This is a genomic window from Pseudomonas sp. UBA2684 (assembly GCA_002354655.1).
Lineage (GTDB): Bacteria > Pseudomonadota > Gammaproteobacteria > Pseudomonadales > Pseudomonadaceae > Aquipseudomonas.
The window spans coordinates 176,635-195,459 of record DELY01000003.1 but is presented as its reverse complement, the minus strand read 5'-3'; the positions used below and the strand labels follow the sequence as shown (position 1 = coordinate 195,459).

At 63.8% G+C, this 18,825-nt stretch carries 15 protein-coding genes; 8 read left to right on the top strand and 7 right to left on the bottom strand.

The window, feature by feature from the left end; all coding sequences use genetic code 11:
- Positions 1-5 precede the first annotated feature (5 nt).
- Positions 6-473, bottom strand: a complete 468-nt coding sequence (gene tsaE, locus B3M58_RS01920; protein WP_296216862.1) for a tRNA (adenosine(37)-N6)-threonylcarbamoyltransferase complex ATPase subunit type 1 TsaE — start codon at positions 471-473, stop codon at positions 6-8.
- Positions 461-1,960 carry an NAD(P)H-hydrate dehydratase gene (locus tag B3M58_RS01915; protein WP_296216861.1) on the bottom strand — a complete coding sequence of 500 codons (1,500 nt, stop codon included), beginning with the start codon at positions 1,958-1,960 and terminating at the stop codon, positions 461-463. The genes tsaE and B3M58_RS01915 overlap by 13 nt, the downstream gene beginning before the upstream one ends.
- A gap of 59 nt (positions 1,961-2,019) precedes the next feature.
- Between B3M58_RS01915 and queG the strand changes: the two genes are divergently transcribed.
- The gene (queG, locus tag B3M58_RS01910; protein ID WP_296216860.1) at positions 2,020-3,084 is read left to right on the top strand and encodes a tRNA epoxyqueuosine(34) reductase QueG; all 1,065 of its coding nucleotides are present in this window, start codon (positions 2,020-2,022) and stop codon (positions 3,082-3,084) included.
- 229 nt (positions 3,085-3,313) lie between these two features.
- Here queG and orn read toward each other — a convergent pair whose 3' ends face one another.
- Both orn and B3M58_RS01900 read right to left on the bottom strand, forming a co-directional pair.
- A complete protein-coding gene (gene orn, locus B3M58_RS01905) occupies positions 3,314-3,856 on the bottom strand; it encodes an oligoribonuclease (protein WP_296216859.1) in 543 nt (180 codons plus the stop codon).
- A gap of 40 nt (positions 3,857-3,896) precedes the next feature.
- Positions 3,897-4,682: a class I SAM-dependent methyltransferase gene (locus tag B3M58_RS01900; protein WP_296216858.1), complete on the bottom strand. Its 786-nt coding sequence runs from the start codon at positions 4,680-4,682 to the stop codon at positions 3,897-3,899.
- A gap of 116 nt (positions 4,683-4,798) precedes the next feature.
- On the opposite strand from B3M58_RS01900, the gene rsgA reads away from it, so the two are divergent.
- A complete protein-coding gene (gene rsgA, locus B3M58_RS01895) occupies positions 4,799-5,830 on the top strand; it encodes a small ribosomal subunit biogenesis GTPase RsgA (RefSeq protein WP_296216857.1) in 1,032 nt (343 codons plus the stop codon).
- A 49-nt stretch (positions 5,831-5,879) separates the two neighbouring features.
- Here the strand turns inward: rsgA and motB are convergent, their stop codons facing one another.
- Both motB and motA read right to left on the bottom strand, forming a co-directional pair.
- Positions 5,880-6,902 (bottom strand): flagellar motor protein MotB, encoded by a 1,023-nt coding sequence (gene motB, locus B3M58_RS01890; protein WP_296216856.1) that lies wholly within the window; start codon positions 6,900-6,902, stop codon positions 5,880-5,882.
- 10 nt (positions 6,903-6,912) lie between these two features.
- Positions 6,913-7,764 carry a flagellar motor stator protein MotA gene (gene motA, locus B3M58_RS01885; RefSeq protein WP_296216855.1) on the bottom strand — a complete coding sequence of 284 codons (852 nt, stop codon included), beginning with the start codon at positions 7,762-7,764 and terminating at the stop codon, positions 6,913-6,915.
- A gap of 118 nt (positions 7,765-7,882) precedes the next feature.
- Here motA and B3M58_RS01880 point away from each other — a divergent pair, with 118 nt between their 5' ends.
- The 5 genes from B3M58_RS01880 (at position 7,883) to B3M58_RS01860 (ending at position 15,344) form a co-directional block, all read left to right on the top strand.
- Positions 7,883-9,397: an HDOD domain-containing protein gene (locus B3M58_RS01880; RefSeq protein WP_296216854.1), complete on the top strand. Its 1,515-nt coding sequence runs from the start codon at positions 7,883-7,885 to the stop codon at positions 9,395-9,397.
- Positions 9,398-9,443: 46 nt separating this feature from the next.
- On the top strand, positions 9,444-10,259 hold the full coding sequence (locus B3M58_RS01875) for a rhodanese-like domain-containing protein (protein WP_296216853.1): 816 nt from the start codon (positions 9,444-9,446) through the stop codon (positions 10,257-10,259).
- Between the two features lie 31 nt (positions 10,260-10,290).
- Positions 10,291-11,148, top strand: a complete 858-nt coding sequence (asd, locus tag B3M58_RS01870) for an archaetidylserine decarboxylase (protein ID WP_296216988.1) — start codon at positions 10,291-10,293, stop codon at positions 11,146-11,148.
- Positions 11,149-11,405: 257 nt separating this feature from the next.
- Positions 11,406-13,211, top strand: coding sequence for a molecular chaperone (locus B3M58_RS01865; protein ID WP_296216852.1), 1,806 nt, complete (start codon positions 11,406-11,408; stop codon positions 13,209-13,211).
- Positions 13,212-13,274: 63 nt separating this feature from the next.
- Positions 13,275-15,344: an EAL domain-containing response regulator gene (locus B3M58_RS01860; protein WP_296216851.1), complete on the top strand. Its 2,070-nt coding sequence runs from the start codon at positions 13,275-13,277 to the stop codon at positions 15,342-15,344.
- 59 nt (positions 15,345-15,403) lie between these two features.
- On the opposite strand, the gene serB is transcribed toward B3M58_RS01860, so the two are convergent.
- Complete coding sequence (serB, locus tag B3M58_RS01855; protein ID WP_296216850.1) at positions 15,404-16,618, bottom strand: phosphoserine phosphatase SerB; 1,215 nt, start codon at positions 16,616-16,618, stop codon at positions 15,404-15,406.
- Between the two features lie 175 nt (positions 16,619-16,793).
- Between serB and B3M58_RS01850 the strand changes: the two genes are divergently transcribed.
- A complete protein-coding gene (locus tag B3M58_RS01850) occupies positions 16,794-18,320 on the top strand; it encodes an AhpA/YtjB family protein (protein ID WP_296216849.1) in 1,527 nt (508 codons plus the stop codon).
- The last annotated feature ends 505 nt before the right edge of the window (positions 18,321-18,825 follow it).

Genomic DNA, 18,825 nt, shown 5'->3' with positions numbered 1-18,825 from the left:
TTTGCTCATGCTCCGATGGCCAACGCGGCACACCAGGTTTCGCCGCGCGGGCTTTGAGCCAGCAGCTGCAGCGAGCGGCCGGCCGCTTGTGCGGTAATGGTAATGTCCAGGTCGGGCTTTGGCAAAACGCCAAGACCGCGTTGCGGCCACTCCACCAGACACAGGGCATCGCCCTCGAAATAGTCGCGAATGCCGAGAAACTCCAACTCTTCCGGATCGAGCAACCGATAGAGGTCGAAGTGGAACGCCCGGATGTCGCCTATCTCATAGGGCTCAACGAGGGTAAAGGTCGGACTTTTCACCGCCCCAACATGGCCCAGCCCGCGAATGATCCCGCGTGACAGCGTGGTTTTGCCGGCCCCGAGGTCGCCGTGCAGATAAATCACCCCGCGACCGGCGGTCAGTTGGGCAACACGCGCCCCCAGCACCAGCATCGCCTCTTCATCGGCGACATACAGCTCTAGTTCGGACACCCAGCATGCTCCTGCAATACCTGACGAATGGCGGCGCACAAGTCGCTCGCCGCCAACCCACACCCCTCTAGCGCCTGCCGCTCACCGGCCAGCGCATGCGCCCACACCCCCAGACAGGCCGCCGCCGTGGCGGGCAAGCCCTGGGCGCGCAGCGCACCAATCAAACCGGCGAGGACATCACCCAGACCGGCACCGGCCATCGCCGGGTGGCCGCGGTCACATAACCACACGTGCCCGGACGGCTCGGCGATCAGCGTGCCGGCGCCTTTCAACACACACACCACTCCGTAGCGACGGGCCAGCGCCCGCGCGGCAGCCGGGCGATCCGCCTGCACCGCGGCCGTGCTAATCGCCAGCAGGCGCGCCGCCTCGCCTGGATGCGGGGTGAGCAGGCAATCCGCCGGCAGCGTGACCGCGCCCGCCGCCAACAGGTTGAGCGCATCGGCATCCCAGACCTGCGCCGCCGCGCTGACCTGCGCCGCCGACAGCAGACTGCGACCCCAGGCGCCCTGACCCAAACCAGGCCCGACCACCCAGACCGAGGCGGCTGCGCCGAGCGAGCGTAACTGATTGGCCGAGGCCATCGCCGCGGCCATTACCTCGGGCAAACGCGCCTGGGCCGCCGCCAGGTGCTCCGCGCGCGTGGCCAGCGAGACCAGGCCCGCGCCGCTGCGCAAGGCACTCTGCGCCGCCAGCAACGCGGCGCCGGCAAAACCGCGATCGCCCCCCACCACCAACACATGCCCCAACTGGCCCTTGTGCACCCCCGCTAGCCGCGCCGGCAGACGCGGCAGGTTGCTGCCCGCCAGACGCTGCGCGGCGCTGGCCTGCGCGGCCACGATCAGCGCATCGGCCTGCACATCGTCGAATACCAACTCGCCAACCCACTGCGCCGCCTCGCCGGTGAACAGCCCGAGCTTCAGGCCGATCAGTGTCACCGTCAGCTGCGAGCGCACCGCCACGCCCAGCACCTGCCCGGTGTCGCTGCACAGGCCGGAGGGAATATCCACCGCCAGCACCGGCAGGCCGCTGGCATTCAGCAGACGGATCGCCTGGGCATAGGGCTCGCGTACCGCGCCGCTGAGGCCGGTGCCGAGCAACGCATCGACCACTACACCGTCGAGCGGCGCGCACTCGCTCCAAGGCTGCACCACAACGCCAGCCGCCAACGCTTCGTCGCGCGCCTGTGCGGCAGCGCCGAGCAGCGCGGCCGAATCGCCCACTGCCAGCACCTGCACGCGCCATCCGGCACGCAGGGCCAGGGCCGCCAGCAGATAACCATCACCGGCGTTGTTGCCGCGCCCAGCCAACACGGTCAGCACGCCGACATCCGGCCAGCGTCGGCGCAACGCGCGCCAGATGGCATGCGCGGCGCGGCTCATCAGCGTGAATCCCGGCGTACCGGCGGCGATCAGCCGTGCATCGAGTTCGCGCACCTGCGCGGCGGTATACAGGGCAAGCGGAAGATTGTCTGGAGAATGCGGCATGCGTCGGCTCCGATGTCTGGCAGAATTATACCCACCTCCGCCCCGGTTACCTGCCTTAGATGAACGCCGACACCCTCGATCTTGCCGCCCTCGCCCAGTCGATCAAGGACTGGGGCCGCGAGCTGGGTTTCCAGCAGGTGGGCATCGCCGGCCTCGATCTCGGCGAACATGAAGCGCACCTGCAGCGCTGGCTGGACGCCGGCTACCAGGGCGAGATGGACTATATGGCGGCCCACGGCAGCAAGCGCTCGCACCCGGAGCAACTGGTGACCGGCACGCTGCGCGTGGTGTCGTTGCGTATGGATTACCTGCCCGGCGACACGCAGATGGCGCAGCGCCTCGGCCAGCCGGAAAAAGCCTACGTGTCGCGCTACGCCCTGGGCCGCGACTACCACAAGCTGATTCGCAAACGCCTGCAGCAACTGGCTGAGCGCATTCAGCAGCAGATTGGCCCGTTCGGTTACCGCGCCTTTGTCGACAGTGCGCCGGTGCTGGAGAAAGCCATCGCCGAGCAGGCGGGACTGGGCTGGATCGGCAAGAACACCCTGGTACTCAACCGCAAGGCAGGCAGCTACTTCTTTCTCGGCGAGCTGTTCGTCGACCTGCCGCTGCCAGTGGATGCGCCACATGCCACGGAGCATTGCGGGCGTTGCACGGCCTGCATGGACATCTGCCCGACCGCCGCCTTCGTTGGCCCCTATGTGCTGGATGCGCGGCGCTGCATCTCCTACCTGACCATCGAACTGAAAGGCCCGATCCCGGTCGAGCTGCGCGCGCCCATCGGCAACCGGGTGTTCGGCTGCGACGACTGCCAGATGGTCTGCCCGTGGAACCGTTTCGCCCGCCCCACCGAGCAGAGCGACTTCCAGCCGCGCCACCAACTGGACAACGCCGAACTAGCCGAGCTGTTTCGCTGGAGCGAAGAGGAATTTCTCAGCCGCACCGAAGGCTCGCCACTGCGCCGCGCCGGCTACGAACGCTGGCTGCGCAACCTGGCGGTTGGCCTGGGCAATGCGCCGTCGAGCATTCCGGTGCTGGAGGCCTTGCAGGCGCGCCGCGAGCACCCCTCGGCGCTGGTACGCGAGCATGTCGAGTGGGCGCTGGCGCAACATGCGCGCCGCTAGGAGCGGATGGCGCTTTAGCCGGAACAGAACGTCATCTACCCTCGCCTCACTCAGATATTGTGAAAATATCGAACGCCGTAGCGAGACCGTCTCCAAGCGTCCGCGGCAAGGCGCGCTACACGGAAAGTAGGGGAGTTTAGTGAGCTAAATGACCCTGCTTTTCAGGTAGCGCAACACCGCAGCGGGCGTTTGGAGGCGGTCGCAGTAGGCGAGAGTTTTTCACAAGCTCTCAAACCTTGAGGAAGTGCTCGCGGTAGTACTGCAGCTCGGCGATGGACTCGCGGATATCGTCCAGCGCCTGGTGCGTGCCCTTCTTCTGGAAGCCTTCCTTGATCGTCGGCGCCCAGCGGTCGGCGAGAATCTTCAGGGTCGAGACATCCAGGTAGCGGTAGTGGAAAAACGCTTCCAGGTCGGGCATGTAGCGGTAGAGAAAACGCCGATCCTGACCGATGCTGTTACCACAGATCGGCGACTTGCCCTTGGGCACCCATTGCTCCAGAAAGGCGATGGTCTGCGCCTCGGCTTCGGCCTGGCTGATCGTGCTCGCGCGCACCCGCTGGGTCAGGCCGCTTTCGCCGTGGGTGCGGGTGTTCCACTCGTCCATGCCGGCGAGCAGCGCATCGCTCTGGTGCACGGCAATCACCGGCCCCTCGGCAAGGATGTTCAGGTCGCTGTCGGTGACAATGGTGGCCATCTCGATGATGACGTCTTGCTCGGGGTCCAGACCGGTCATTTCCAGGTCGATCCAGATCAGATTCTGTGGGTTTTGCATGCTGCGCTCCTCGGCTTGAGTCGCCAGTTTAGCGAATAAATCAGCCGGGGACGCGCCACAGCAGCAGGCGCGAATGCCGCCAATCCTTCAGCTCGACCACTTCATCCGCCGCTACACCAGGCACCTCGAAGCTATTGCTGATCAACCAGGCACCCGTCGGCAGCTCCGCGCACACCTTCGCCCACACTGCCGCCATCGGCGCGGGCGAGAGAAAGCTGTAGGCCACATCGAAGCTGGACAGGTCGCTGCGCCACAGGTTCTCGTAGCGCACCTGGCAGTTCTGCCGCGGCAGACTGCGCAACCAGGCGATGGCGAAGGACAGCGGCGCCGTCTCCACGCCGACGAACTGCGCCTGCGGAAACTGCCGCGCCAGCCACAGCAAGGTGCCCGCCGGCCCGCAGCCGAGGTCGATGAAGCGAAACACCGGCTGCCGGCGGGCCAGCAGCGCCGCCAGTTCACGCCGGCTGCGCGCGCCCGTCAGGTACAGCGGCACCCGCTCGCCCACGCTGTTCCAGTTGAGCAGCAGCACCAGGAAAAAGCCCAGGAGAAATACCCAGGAGGGCAACGCCGCGCCACTGACCAGCAGCACGGCTGGGACAAACCCCAGGTTCAGCCACCACCACCAGCGCGACAGCCCCAGCCAGCGGCCGAAGCTGGCCGCCAGCAAACCTTGCAGCAGGCCGGCGACCAACCCGCTGGGGCGCCAGCTGGATAACTGCGCCGCCGCGTAGATCAGCACACCGAGCAACACGACCGCCGCGAGCTGCGCCAACAGCGCCAGCAACACTGGGTATCGCGCGAACCACTGCCCCTGCATCACCGCCATGTACGTGCCACCCAGCCGCTATAGATTGCCGCGCAGTGTAGCCGCAGCACGAGTCGATACGCAGCGCGTGCTAGACTCGCGACCGCTTTTCACTGCAACTCACCTCCGGAATCCCCATGGCCAAACGCCAACTCAACCGCCGGCAAAACTGGCGCATCGAAAAAATCCAGGGCGAACGCGCCGCCCGCGCCGCCAAACGCGAGTCGCAGGCGGTGCAAACCTTGGAAGGCGGCGATCTCGGCCCGGAACAGCTCGGCTTGGTGATTGCCCACTTCGGCGTGCAAATCGAGGTTGAGGCGCTGGATGGCGAACTGGCCGGCCAGGTATTCCGCTGCCACCTGCGCGCCAACCTGCCGACCATGGTCACCGGCGACCGCGTGGTATGGCGCGCCGGCAATCAGGGCATCGGCGTGATCGTCGCGCAATTGCCGCGCCACACCGAGCTGTGCCGCCCGGACACGCGCGGCCAGCTGAAGCCGGTAGCCGCCAACGTCGACCTGATCGTGATCGTCTTCGCGCCCCTGCCGGAACCGCACGCCAACCTGATCGACCGCTACCTGGTGGCCGCCGAGCACGCCGGCATTCGCCCGCTGCTGCTGCTGAACAAAGCCGACCTGATCGACGCGCAGAATGCCGTGGCGCTGAATGCCCTGCTCGGCGTCTACCGCCAACTGGGTTATCCGCTGCTGGAGGTGTCGGCCCATGCAGGCGACGGCATGGAGCAGCTCAAGCAGCAGCTGGACGGCCACGTCAGCGTATTCGTCGGCCAGTCGGGCGTGGGCAAGTCCTCGCTGGTCAACAGCCTGCTGCCCGGTGTCGACACCCGCGTCGGGCCGTTGTCGGAGTTGACCGGCAAAGGCACGCACACCACCACCACCGCGCGGCTGTTCCACTTCCCCGGCGGCGGCGAGCTGATCGACTCCCCCGGCATTCGCGAGTTTGGCCTGGTGCACGTCAGCCGCGACGATGTCGAGGCCGGCTTCATCGAGTTTCACGAGCTGCTCGGGCATTGCCGCTTCCGCGACTGCAAGCATGACCGCGAGCCCGGCTGCGCCCTGCTCAAGGCCCTGGAAGACGGACGCATCCAACCGCAACGGATGGCTAGCTACCGGCACATTCTCGCCAGCCTGCCGGAAAGCGACTACTGATACGACAAGGCCGCGATCACTCGCGGCCTTGGGCATTACAGCAGACGCATCATTCGCTCGGCTGATCGAATTGCAGCACGCCATCTTCGAAGATATTCAAGCGCTCGCGCAGCACGTCCGGGGCAATCGGCTCAGCCGCAGGCGCAGTGCCCGGCGCAGCAGTGCCAGGCAGCGACGCACCGCCATCGGCATCAGAAGCCGGGGTTTCAGGGGTTTCGCCAGCGTCCTGCTCGCCTTCGATGGCGCGCTGGGCTTTTTTCGTCAACACAGTGATGTCGATACGCCGATTGACCGGATTGAGCGGATTTTGCCGGTCGAACAGCGCCGACGAGGCATAACCGACCACCCGCGCCACCTGCTCTTCGTCGTAGCCACCGGCCACCAGCACGCGCCGCGCGGCGTTGGCACGGTTGGCCGAAAGCTCCCAGTTACCGAAGTCGCCCGAGCCGGCAAACGGCTTGGCATCGGTATGGCCGCTGATGCTGATCTTGTTCGGCACCGCCTTGATGGTGTCGACCATGGCCAGCAGGATGTCTTCGAAATAGGGCTGCAAGCGCGCACTGCCGAGGTCGAACATCGGCCGGTTCTCGGCATCCATGATCTGGATGCGCAGGCCATCCTGGGTGATTTCGAAGAGGATCTGATCCTTGAACCGTTGCAACTGCGGGTCTTCTTCGACTTTGTTCTGCAGCTCTTGCAGCAGCAATTCCAGCCGCTCGCGCTCCAGTTCTTCGGCCAGGCTTTCGACCTGCTCCGGCTCGATCTCCTGCTGTTCGCTGTCCGCCTGGTCCTGCGCCTCGGGGTTCAGTGTGCGATCCGGCGCAGGCGTTGGCGAACCGCCCAAGTCGATCACATAAGGGCTGGCGCTTTCGGAAAAGCCGATCGGGTCTTTGAAATAACCGGAAATCAGTTTCTTCTGCTCAGGCGTGGCCGAGGACATCAGCCACATCACCAAAAAGAACGCCATCATCGCCGTGGCGAAGTCAGCAAAGGCGATTTTCCAGGCACCACCGTGGTGGCCGCCGGCAACCTTCTTGACCCGCTTGACGATAATCGGCTGATTATTCTCCATGGCTCAGCCGTCAGCTCCCGCGCATCGCCTGTTCCAGCTCGATAAAGCTGGGGCGGTGCGCCGGATAGAGTGCCTTGCGCGCGAACTCCACGGCCAGCGACGGCGGCATGCCGGACGCCGAGGCGACCAAGCCGGCCTTGATTGCCTCGTAGATATTCAGCTCTTCCTTGGCATCGTGCTCCAACGCACCGGCCAGCGGCCCAAAGAAACCGTAGGAGGCAAGAATCCCGAGGAAGGTCCCTACCAGGGCTGTACCAACCTTCTGACCGATCTCGGCGTTATCCGCCTCGGCGAGGATCGACATGGTGATCACGATCCCCAGCACCGCAGCCACGATCCCCATCGCCGGCATACCGTCGGCAACCTTGGCCACGGCGTGCGCGGGGTGATCGAGGTCTTCCTTGATCCCCGCCAACTCCATGTCGAACAGGCCTTCCAGCTCATGCGGCGCCATGTTGCCGGACGACATGATGCGCAGGTAATCACAAATGTAAGCGGTCATCCGCTCGTCTTTGAGGATCGCCGGGTACTTGCTGAAAATCGGGCTGGCGGCTGGGTCTTCGAGGTCAGCCTCGATGGCCATCATGCCCTCGCGCCGACTCTTGTTGAGAATCTCGTAGAGCAGGCGCAGCACTTCCAGGTAGTAGGTGTGGGTGAACCGCGTGCTGAACATCTTCAAGGACTTCTTGAAGACATGCATGAACATGCTGCCCGGGTTGGCCTGTAAAAAGGCACCCAGCGCCGCGCCGCCAATGATCAACACTTCGAACGGGTGCACCAGCGCCATAAACTGGCCGCCAGAAAGCATGAACCCGCCGAGCACGCTGGCGAATACAACAATGATGCCGATGATTTTTGCCATAGAAAGGAACTTGCCAGAGCCAGTAGTAAGGGTTTTGCAAAACAACCCTTCTATTTATCGGAAGTTGTGCGCGAGACTATAGCCAGTTAAGGCTAAAAGCCAGCTTGGCTCAACACTCATGCCCACGTCACGACCGCTACCGCGCACTCTCGATACCTGGCTCAAGCTGCTGGACGGGCAACTATTGCCGGTGCCGATCGAGAGCCATCAACAGGTGCGCCGTGCCCTGGCCGATAGCCGCCGCTCGCTGCGCGACATCGCCGACCTGATGCAAAGCAGCCCGGCCCTGGCGCTGAGCGTGATGCGCGAAGCCAACCGCAAAAGCACCACCCTCAATGAGCCGGCGGAAAGCCTGGAGAGCGCACTCAGCCGACTGGGATTGAAACGCACCGAGGAACTGCTTGAGCGTCAACCCGCCTTGCCGGCCAACGAAATCCCACATGCTTTGCGACAAATCCAGCTGATCAGCCAACATGCCACGCAGCAGGCCAATGGCTTGTTCGCCGGCCGCCTGGCGCGGCTCTGGCAGGAAATCCACTGGGGCAGCCTGTTGTTTCTCGCACCACTCTGGTCGCTGCTCGCCGCCCACCCCGAGCTACTCGAAGTCTGGCAGCAGCGGGTACTGGTCAAGGGCGAGCCGGCCGCCAAGGTCGAACGCGAGGTCCTCGGTGTTCCACTGCTCAAGCTTTGCCTGGCGTTGGCTGAGCAATGGCGCCTGCCGGAGTGGATCATCGCGGGTTATCGCCTGCTGGTAAACGACCGACGCATGCTGGCCAAGGCCCTGCACATCGCCAGGAACAACCAGCATCCGCTGCAACAACAGCAACACCTCGACGCCGACAGCGGCCTACGCCGCTGGCTGACCCAGCCGGCTAACAGCATCCTGCTGGCCAACGGCCTGGCCATCTCCGCGCACCACGCCTGGAACGGCCCGCACAGCTTGCGCTGGCAACGCCTGACCGGGCTATACCTGCAACTGCCGCTGGATGAACTGCAGCAACAGATTCACCAACACGCCGCCCACAGCGCACGCCAGCAAAACACGGCCGAGCTCTGGCACCCGGCCGAAGCTCTGCTGTGGCCTTGGGATGCCCGGCGCTGGCAAGCCCGGCCCGCCGCTCTCGCCCCCAGCGCCGTCCATGACTGGCGCCAGCACTGCGCACAACTGCTGGCGCAGCCCAGTGCGTTCAGCAATGTGCTGCAACTCAGTGCCTGCGCCAGCCAAGCCTTGCAGGCCTGCGGCATGCGCCGCGTGTTGCTGCTGCTGGCCGACCGCACGCACACGCGCCTGCTCGCCCAGCAGTCGATTGGCCTTGACCCGGCCAGCGCCGGATTATCCCTCGACCCGCAGCACAGCCAGGTGCTGCGCCGCTTGCTGCGTGAGCCCGGGCAACTGCGCCTGACGCCGACCAACATCGCACAATTCTCCGCCCTGCTACCCGGCGCGCTGAAGGCCCTGTTCCCCAGCGAACACCTGTTGCTTCGCTCGCTGGTCAGCAACGGGCGAGTGGTGATGCTCGTCGTCGCCGACCAGGCCGGCACCGCGTTCAGCGACACCAGCCTGCAAGCCTTCAGTAAAACCGCGCAATGCATCGAACGCGCCCTCGGCAGCTTTGCCAACCGCGGGCGCTAGGCTTTCCGCTACACTTCGCCCCCTTCCCTTACTGACGAGGCCCAGCATGACTGCCTTCGCTGAGTTGCCATTGGTTATTGAGCCGGCCGAGCTGGCCAGCCGCCTGGGTGCGCCGGACTTGATCCTGGTCGACCTGACCAGCGCCGCGCGCTATGCCAGCGGACACATCCCCGGGGCGTATTTCGTCGACCCCAAACGCACCCAGCTGGGCCAACCGCCAGCGCCGGGTCTGCTACCGGAGCCGGCGCAACTTGAGCAGTTATTCGCCGAACTGGGACATCGCCCCGATGCGGTCTACGTGGTCTACGACGACGAAGGCGGCGGCTGGGCCGGCCGCTTCATCTGGCTGCTCGACGTGATCGGCCACCACCGCTACCACTACCTCGATGGCGGCCTGCATGCCTGGCTGGCCGAGGCTCGCCCGCTTAGCAGCGAACCACGCGCAGCACAGACCGGCACGTTGAAGCTGAACCTGCACGATGCGCCAACGGCCACCCGCGAATACCTGCAAAGCCGTCTGGGCGCCGCCGACCTGGCGATCTGGGATGCACGCACGCCAGCCGAATACCGCGGCGAAAAAGTCCTCGCGGCGAAAGCCGGGCACATCCCTGGCGCCGTCAATTTCGAGTGGACCGCCGGCATGGATCAAGCCCGCGCCCTGCGCATCCGCCAGGACATGCCGGCGATCCTCGCCGACCTCGGCATCACCGCAGACAAAGAAATCATCACCCACTGCCAAACCCACCACCGCTCCGGCTTCACCTACTTGGTGGCCAAAGCGCTCGGTTACCCACGTGTCAAAGCCTATGCCGGCTCTTGGGGCGAATGGGGCAACCATCCGGACACACCGGTTGATCGCTGATCGACCGCACGCCCTCCAGGCCTCTTAAGGAATCCCGATGAAACAACGTCTGTTTATCTTCAGCCAGTACCTGCTGCCGCATCACCTGCTGTCGCGCCTGATCGGCTGCGCGGCCGAATGCCGTGCCGGCTGGTTCAAGAACCGCCTGATCGGCTGGTTCGCCAAGCAATACCAGGTTGACATGAGCGAAGCGCAGATCGAAGACCCGACGGCCTTCGAGCACTTCAACGCCTTCTTCACCCGCGCCCTGAAAGACGGCGCTCGCCCGCTCGACACCACCCCAGGCGCGGTGCTCTGCCCGGCCGACGGCGCCATCAGCCAACTCGGCAAAATCGAGCATGGCCGGGTGTTCCAGGCCAAGGGCCACAGCTTCAGCGTGGTCGAGCTGCTCGGTGGCGACAGCCAGCGCGCCAGCCCGTTCATGGGTGGCGACTTCGCCACCGTGTACCTCTCGCCGAAGGATTACCACCGCGTGCACATGCCGCTGGCCGGCACCCTGCGCGAGATGGTCTACGTGCCGGGCCGGCTGTTTTCGGTCAACCAAACCACTGCGGAAAATGTGCCCGAACTGTTTGCCCGTAACGAGCGCGTGGTCTGCCTGTTCGACACCGAGCGCGGGCCGATGGCAGTGGTGCTGGTCGGCGCGATGATCGTCGCCTCGATCGAAACGGTCTGGGCCGGCCTGGTCACGCCCCCCAAGCGCACCCTGAAAAGCGTGCGTTACGATGAAGCCGCACGCGCACCGATCAGCCTGGAAAAAGGCGCCGAACTCGGTCGTTTCAAACTGGGCTCGACGGCCATAGTGCTGTTCGGCCCGGAGCAAGTGCAGTGGGCCGAAGCGCTGGGCGCCAACAGCGGCGTACGCATGGGCCAACGCCTGAGCAATTAATACCAAACGTTGCGCGGGCCAAGCCGCCGCTTGGCCCTGCAACTCGACCGACCATGCGGCCAACACCGCAGCGCATTGAACACTTAGTGCTTTCCATGAGTCCAACCCAGTACCACTCGCCCCCTCTCACCGCCGCTGCTCAACGCACAGCCGCTAGACCTTTATAGGGCTGCGATAGCCAGCAGATGCTGCTAGAGTTCGGGCACTATTACTAGAACGACTCGCCTTACCTGCTGGCGTTGGAGTATCCGAGTTAGATGGATAAACAGAGTCCCCACCTGCTGCTCCGCGTCCCCACACCAAACAAGCAGAGCCTGTCTTTCTGCGATGCTACGCCGCGCGACCTGAAACGCTGGATCGCCGGCTTACCGAAAGCCAATATTGGTGAAACCGCCCGCCAGCTGTACCAAGCCCTGGTTGAACTCAACCAACTGCTGACCCCCTCGGATAACCGCCTGCAACTGCTGGAGCAGCTGCGGCCGGAGGTGTATTTCGTCTGCAAACACCTCGAGCGGCACTTCCTCAGCCAAGCCATCGTCCTCGATGAGCGCCCGCGCAAGGTCGCCAACCTCTGCCAAGCCCTGCAAAACCACTTGGCCGTAGGCTACAAACTGATCATCGCCCGCGTGGCGCCGCAGGATAATCGCGAACGCAATCAACTGCTGGCGATCGCCCTGCAGCGTGCCACGCACAGCTTGTGCGCCCCGTTGATACGCGCCAGCCAACTGTATTGCCCGGTCCCGGAAGGCCTGTGGCTGGAGCTGCACCAGCTCTACCAGATCGCCCGTGACCGCGACCTGCAAAAGATGGTGATCCGCGACCCGCTGGCACGCCACACCCCTGGCTTGAGCACGGAACAAAGCTACCTGGTCGCCCTGCTGCTCGGCTGCGCGCGCTGCAACCAAATGCGCCAAAACGCTATCGCCCGCCTGGCAGAGGTGCTGGAGCCCTGGAGCGCACTGGTCAATCTGCAGGCCGGCGACATCCCGTCGAGTCTGTTCGCCGTCGCCCCCCAGCTGGATGGACCGCCACGCTACACCTCGCTGTTCCAGGACAACGAACTGCACAACGCACTGGGCATCGACCCACACCCACTGGTCGACGCGATCAAAGAACACCTGCTGCTACCGGCGGAAAACCTCGCGCAGTCACGCCTGTTCGTCCCCGACGGGTTCAGCCTGGACATGCTGCAACACCTCGGCGCCGCGTGGGGCGATATTTCCGAGCGCACCTTCCAGCGCACTCAGGGCCAGGGCAGCATGACCCTGTGCATTGGCATGAGCGCCCTGCACTTCTTCATGGCCAACCAACGGTCATTCAACGAAGTGCTGCAACTGCCGGCCGAAACCAGCGCGGCGGTCTTCAAAGCCGACACCGGCACCCCGGATATCTGGTCCAGCGCCTTCGATGCGCACAAAAGCAATAACTGGGAAAACGGCATGCCGTTCGAGGAAATCCAGTACAGCAAGCCGCCATCGCCAGACGTGCACGTTGAAGCCAGCGGCAGCGAGAGCTACCCGGCATTCGAACTGCCCATCGTCAATCACAGCCCAGGCGGCTATTGCCTGTCCTGGCCAAAAGACGTCCCCAGCCAACTGCAAGCCGGTGAATTGCTAGGCGTGCAGGATTCCCCCGAACAAGGCTGGAGCGTGGCAGTGGTACGCTGGATTCGCCAAGTCCGCGGCGGCGGTACGCAAATGGGCATCGAGCTGATCGCCCCGCACGCGCAATCCTGCGGCCTGCAATTGGTGCGCAAAGCCGAGCAGAACAGCCAATACCTGCGCGCCCTGCTGCTGCCGGAAATCAGTGCGATTTCCCGTCCCGCCACCCTGATCACTCCGCGCCTGCCCTTCCAGGAAGGCAACAAGGTGCTGATCAACCTCAGCGGCACCGAGCGCCGCGCTGTACTCAGCCGCCGGCAAACCAGCAGCGGCAGCTTCAGCCAGTTCGAATACCGTAGCGTCGAACAGGTTCCTACCGCTCTCGGGAAGCCCGTCACAGCCCCGGGAACCCGCAGCGCAGGTGGGGAGGAAGACTTTGACTCACTCTGGAAGTCGCTGTAGATTGCCGACACACCACCTTTTGTCGCCTTTTCGCGCCCGTTTGGCGCAGATTTGACTCTCGCCATGGCCATCGAAAAAAAAACTATTCGGCTACTGATTCTCGAAGACTCGCAGAACGAGGCTGAACGCCTGGTTAGCCTGTTCCGCAATGCCGGCCGCGCGACCCGCGTGCATCGCCTGACCTCAAGCGACGACCTCGCCGAAGCCCTGCAACAAAGCTGGGATTTGTTGATCGCCGCACCCAGCAGCGAGCAACTCGATCCCAGCGAGGCGATCAACGCCATCCGCCGGCAAGCCAAAGACATCCCGGTGATCCAGCTACTCGCCAACAATGACTCCGACAGCATCACCGAAGCGCTGACCCTGGGCGCCCAGGATGCGCTGCCGCAAGGCGAGGACGAGCGCCTGGTGCTGGTGGCCAAACGCGAACTGGCCAACCTCGAAGAACGCCGCGCCCGCCGCGCCGCCGAAGTGGCCCTGCGCGAAGCGGAAAAACGCTGCCAGTTGCTGCTCGACAGCTCCGTCGATGCCATCACCTATGTGCACGACGGCATGCATATTTACGCCAACCGTGCGTACCTCGAACTCTTCGACTACGAAGACGCCGATGAGCTCGAAGGCATGCCGATGATTGATTTGATCGGCGCCGCCGACCAGGCCAACTTCAAGGACTTCCTGAAGAACTACCAAAGCGCCGAAGGCAGCGCCGAACTGGCCTGCACGGGCGTCAAGGCCGATGGCCAGACGTTCCAGGCACGCATGAGTTTTTCCCCGGCCACCTACGATAGCGAGCCATGCATTCAGGTGGTGATCCGCGCGGAAAGCGACAATGCCGAGCTGGAAGAAAAACTGCGCGAGATCAGCAGCCAAGACTTGGTCACCGGCCTGTACAACCGCACCTACTTCCTCGAATTGATGGACGCTGCCGCCGAACGCGCCATCAATGCCGGACAACCGGCCAGCCTGGCCTACATCCGCGTCGACCGCTACGCCCCCTTGCTCGCCGAAGTCGGCCTGGCCGGCATCGACCTGCTGCTCACCGACCTGGCCAATCTGCTGCGCGCGCACTTCGCCGGCGAAGCACAGCTGGCGCGCTTCGGCGACGATGTCTTCGCGGTACTGCAACCGGGGCAAACGCCGGAGCAATCCGAAGCGAGCCTGGCGGCTTTACTGAAAAAACTCGAAGGCCACCTGTTTGACGTCAGCGGCCGCACCGCACAAACCACCTTGTCGATTGGTGTCGCCGGTCTCAACGAAAAAACCGCGAAAGCCCAGGAAGTGGTCGACCGTGCGCACCGCTGCGCCGACGAGCTGAGCGATGGCAATGCCCTGAAACTCTACAACCCGGCCGACGAACTGGCCGCCGCCGCCAACCGTGGCAGCATCGTCGCCATGGTCCAGCAGGCCCTCGAACACAACAGCTTCCGCCTGCTGTTTCAGCCGATCATCAGCCTGCGCGGCGACAGCTACGAGCATTACGAAGTGCTGCTGCGTCTGCTTAACCCGCAAGGCGATGAAGTTCCGCCACTGGACTTCCTCAACGCGGCGAAAGAGGCCGGGCTGGGCGAGAAGATCGACCGCTGGGTCATCCTCAACTCGATCAAGCTGCTGGCCGATCACCGCAGCAAGGGCCACAACACTCGCCTGTTCGTGCACCTGTCGAGCGTCAGTTTGCAGGACCAAACGCTGCTGCCCTGGCTCAGCGTGGCGTTGAAAGCCGCTCGCCTGCCCTCCGACTCGCTGGTCTTCCAGTTCAGCGAGCCGGATGCCATCGCCTACCTTAAACAGGCCAAACTCCTGACCCAGGGTTTGAGCGAGCTGCACTGCAAAGTCGCACTCAGCCAGTTCGGTTGCGCATTGAACCCGTTCAATACGCTCAAACACCTGAATATCGACTTCGTCAAGATCGACGGCTCGTTCTCCCAAGACCTGAGCAAAGCGGAGCATCAGGAAGCCCTGAAAACCTTACTGGCCAGCCTGCACGCCCAGGCCAAACTGACCATCGTGCCCTTCGTCGAGAGCGCCAGCGTACTGGCCACACTCTGGCAGGCCGGGGTCAATTACATCCAGGGTTACTACCTGCAAGGCCCCAGCCAGTCGATGAATTACGACTTCTCCGCCGGCGACGAGTAACCCACGCACGTACAAAAAAGCCGCCTGAGGGCGGCTTTTTGCTGTGCGTGCGTGGCGGTTTAATCCAGGCCGTCGCGATCACGGAAGCCGAGCAAATACAGGATACCGTCCAGGCCCAAGGTCGAAATTGCCTGCTTGGCCGACTGTTTGACCAGCGGTTTGGCGCGAAACGCCACCCCCAAGCCCGCTATCGCCAGCATCGGCAGGTCATTGGCACCATCGCCGACCGCGATGCTCTGCTCCAGACGCAACCCTTCCTTGTGCGCCAGCTCGCGCAGCAGGTCGGCCTTGCGCTGGGCATCGACGATTGGCTCGACCGCCACGCCGGTGACCAGGCCATCGACAATCTGCAACTCGTTGGCGAACACATAATCGATGCCCAGCTTGGCTTGCAACTGCTTGGCAAAATAGGTGAAGCCACCGGAGAGGATCGCGGTTTTGTAGCCGAGACGGCGCAGCTCGCTGAACAGCGTTTCGGCGCCCTCGGTCAGGCGTAGCGAAGCACCGATCTCGGCCAGCACGCTTTCCGGCAGGCCCTTGAGCAGCGCCAGACGCTCCCTGAAACTGGCGGCAAAATCCAGCTCGCCGCGCATCGCCCGCTCGGTGATGGCGGAAACCTGCTCACCCACACCCGCGGCCTTGGCCAACTCGTCGATCACCTCGGCCTCGATCAGCGTCGAGTCCATGTCGAATACCGCCAAACGGCGGTTACGGCGAAACAGCGAATCGCGCTGGAAGGCGATGTCGACGTTCAGCTCCTGCGCCACGCTGAGAAACTCGGCACGCAGCGCCACCGGATCGGCCGGTTCGCCGCGCACGGAAAACTCGATGCAGCCCTTGCCCTGCTCGGCCGGCATGTCCAGCGGCATGCGCCCGGACAGACGGTCGATATGGTCAATGTTCAAGCCGTATTTGGCGGTGATTGCGCTGACGCGCTGCAATTGCTCGGCCGTCACCTTGCGCGTCAGCAGGGTAACGATATGCCGCGCCTTGCCCTGACCGCCAACCCACTGCTGGTAATCCGCTTCGGACACCGGCGTGAAGCGCACCTGCTGGTCAAGTTTGTAGGCCGTGAACAGCACATCCTTGAGCACCGACGAGGCCCGCTCGGTATCCGGAATTTCTACCAGAATGCCGAACGACAAGGTGTCGTGGATTACCGCCTGGCCGATGTCGAGGATATTCACCCCGCCCTGGGCCAGCACGCCGGTGATGGCGGCAGTCAGACCGGGACGATCTTCGCCGGTGATGTTGATCAGGACGATTTCGCGCAAGGCGCACCCTCCGGGGCTCGATTAGTTGCTGGCGGCCTGCCGAACAGTCGGCAAGCCGGAGAAAAGGCGCACATTCTACCCATTTTCGCCGCCATACGGGCACGCGCGGCGCTTTGCCCTGTGCGGGCCGCTCGCTATACTGCGCGGCAACTACAGTCGACAAGAGCCGAGCTCTGTGAACCGGCCCGCCCCCGTTAAGCCCGATAATTTCTTCCTCCTGCTGTTTCAAGCCCTGCGCCAACGCCGCGTGCCGCTGGCCTTGCGCATCGCCAGCCACAGTTTGTTGCTGGTGGCGCTGGCCCTGGTGATTTACGCCTGGGTGATCGGCATGCAGTTCAAGCAGGCCATGGAGCAGCAGGCCGAAGCCCTGGGCACCAGCCTGATTACTCAAACAGCCTCGTCGGCAACCGAGTTGCTGGTGTCCAACGACATCCTCAGCCTCAACGTGCTGCTCAACAATCTGGTGAAAAACCCGCTGGTGGCCCATGCGGCCATCTATAGCGTGGACAACCGCATCCTCGCCGAGGCGGGCTCACGCCCGAGCAAAAGCATGCTCGGCGAAACCGAGGGGCTGTACTCGACGCCGATCACCTTCCAGGAAGTGATCGCCGGGCAACTGCGCATCAGCCTGGACATGCGTCAGTTTCAGCAGCCGATGACCATCAGCCTGCAAAGCATGGGCATTCTCAGTTTGATCCTGTTGGCCCTGGCCTTGTCGCTGAGCATGCGCCTGGGCCGGCACATCTCCACGCCGCTGCTGCAACTGCGCGTCTGGTTGCGCGACCCGGATGACCCGGCGCCCGGCGCTGGCCGCCAGGACGAAATCGGCGACCTGGCGCGCCAACTGCAAGCGCGCCTGGTTCCACAAAAACCTGAGCCCGAACCAGAAACCGAAGACGCCTACGACGAGCAGGACGAGACGGACTACCCGCACACGCTGGCGGACGACGAACCGACCTTCGAGATGCGCGACCTGCATGACGAGCGTTTCGACGACCTGGGCGAAGACGAGCAAACGACGCAACGCCAGAGCCATTTCAGCGACCCGCAAGAGCACGACCCATTCGCCGATCTGCGCGACGACAGCACTGCGCTAATGCCCGTTGCCGCGCCAGCCCCGCATGAACCGCAGCAAAGCGCAGTCCTGGCGATCCAACTGGGTGCCCAGGAACAATTGCGCCGACTGCCGCGCATGCGCCTGCTGGACCTGCTGCAACGCTACCGCGATTGCCTGAATCAGGCGTCAGCGCTGTATCAGGGCGAACTGCACACCCTGAACGACGGCAGCAGCCTGATGCTGTTCCACCGCCAAGACAGCGGCGAAGACTACCTGACCCACGCCATGTGCTGCGGCGAGCTGATGCGCGCACTCGGCCATGCCCTGCAAATCGAGGTCGCGGACAGCGGCATCACCTTGCAATTGCAGCTGGGCCTGACCCAAGGCGAGGATCTGCTGGGCATGAGCCAGGGCGATCTGCTACTCAGCGAAACCGCCCAGGACGCCCTGGCGCTGTCGCAGCACAGTCGCAATCTGCTGTTGCTCGAACGGCGGGTCGGCGATGACCCACTGGTACGTCAGCGAGCGCGCATTCGTGCCATCGCCAGCCCGGAAGGCGCGTGCTGCGTGGAGCGCCTGCTGGAGCCCTACCCATCGCTGCTGGAGCGGCAGCTGGCGCGAATGCACGAGAGTCGCCCGCACTGATCAGACGCTATAGCCACTCTGCTTAGCCACCCCCTACCGCTACCCGCGATCGGCATCGCGGCCTTAGTCAATCATGGCCGTTTGCTGCGTTATATACGCTGATCGGCGCACTTGGCGGCCACGAGAGCACAGCGCCGACCATACAAGACGATGTACCTGTTAACTGTTGTACGTCGATTCTGTAGGGTGGGTTAGTGGCGCTGAGGCGGGCTGGCAAAGCAACTGCGCAATGGATGCGCCACATAACCCACCAAGCGTTAATCGGCCTAGCCCCTCTGGTGGGTTACGGCGCAACTGACTATGCGGCAGCCGATAGTCCGTGGTCATGCGCCTAACCCACCCTACGAATTACTACGCTCCAGGCATCGTCTAGCCGGCTGCACGTTTCAACCCATAACTGGGACATAGCCATAAAAAAGGCTATGTCCCAGTTACGTGTTGCAGGAGAAGCCGCGCTGTTGTGGGAGCGGATTTATCCGCGAAAATCTTTGAAAACTGAAGATCT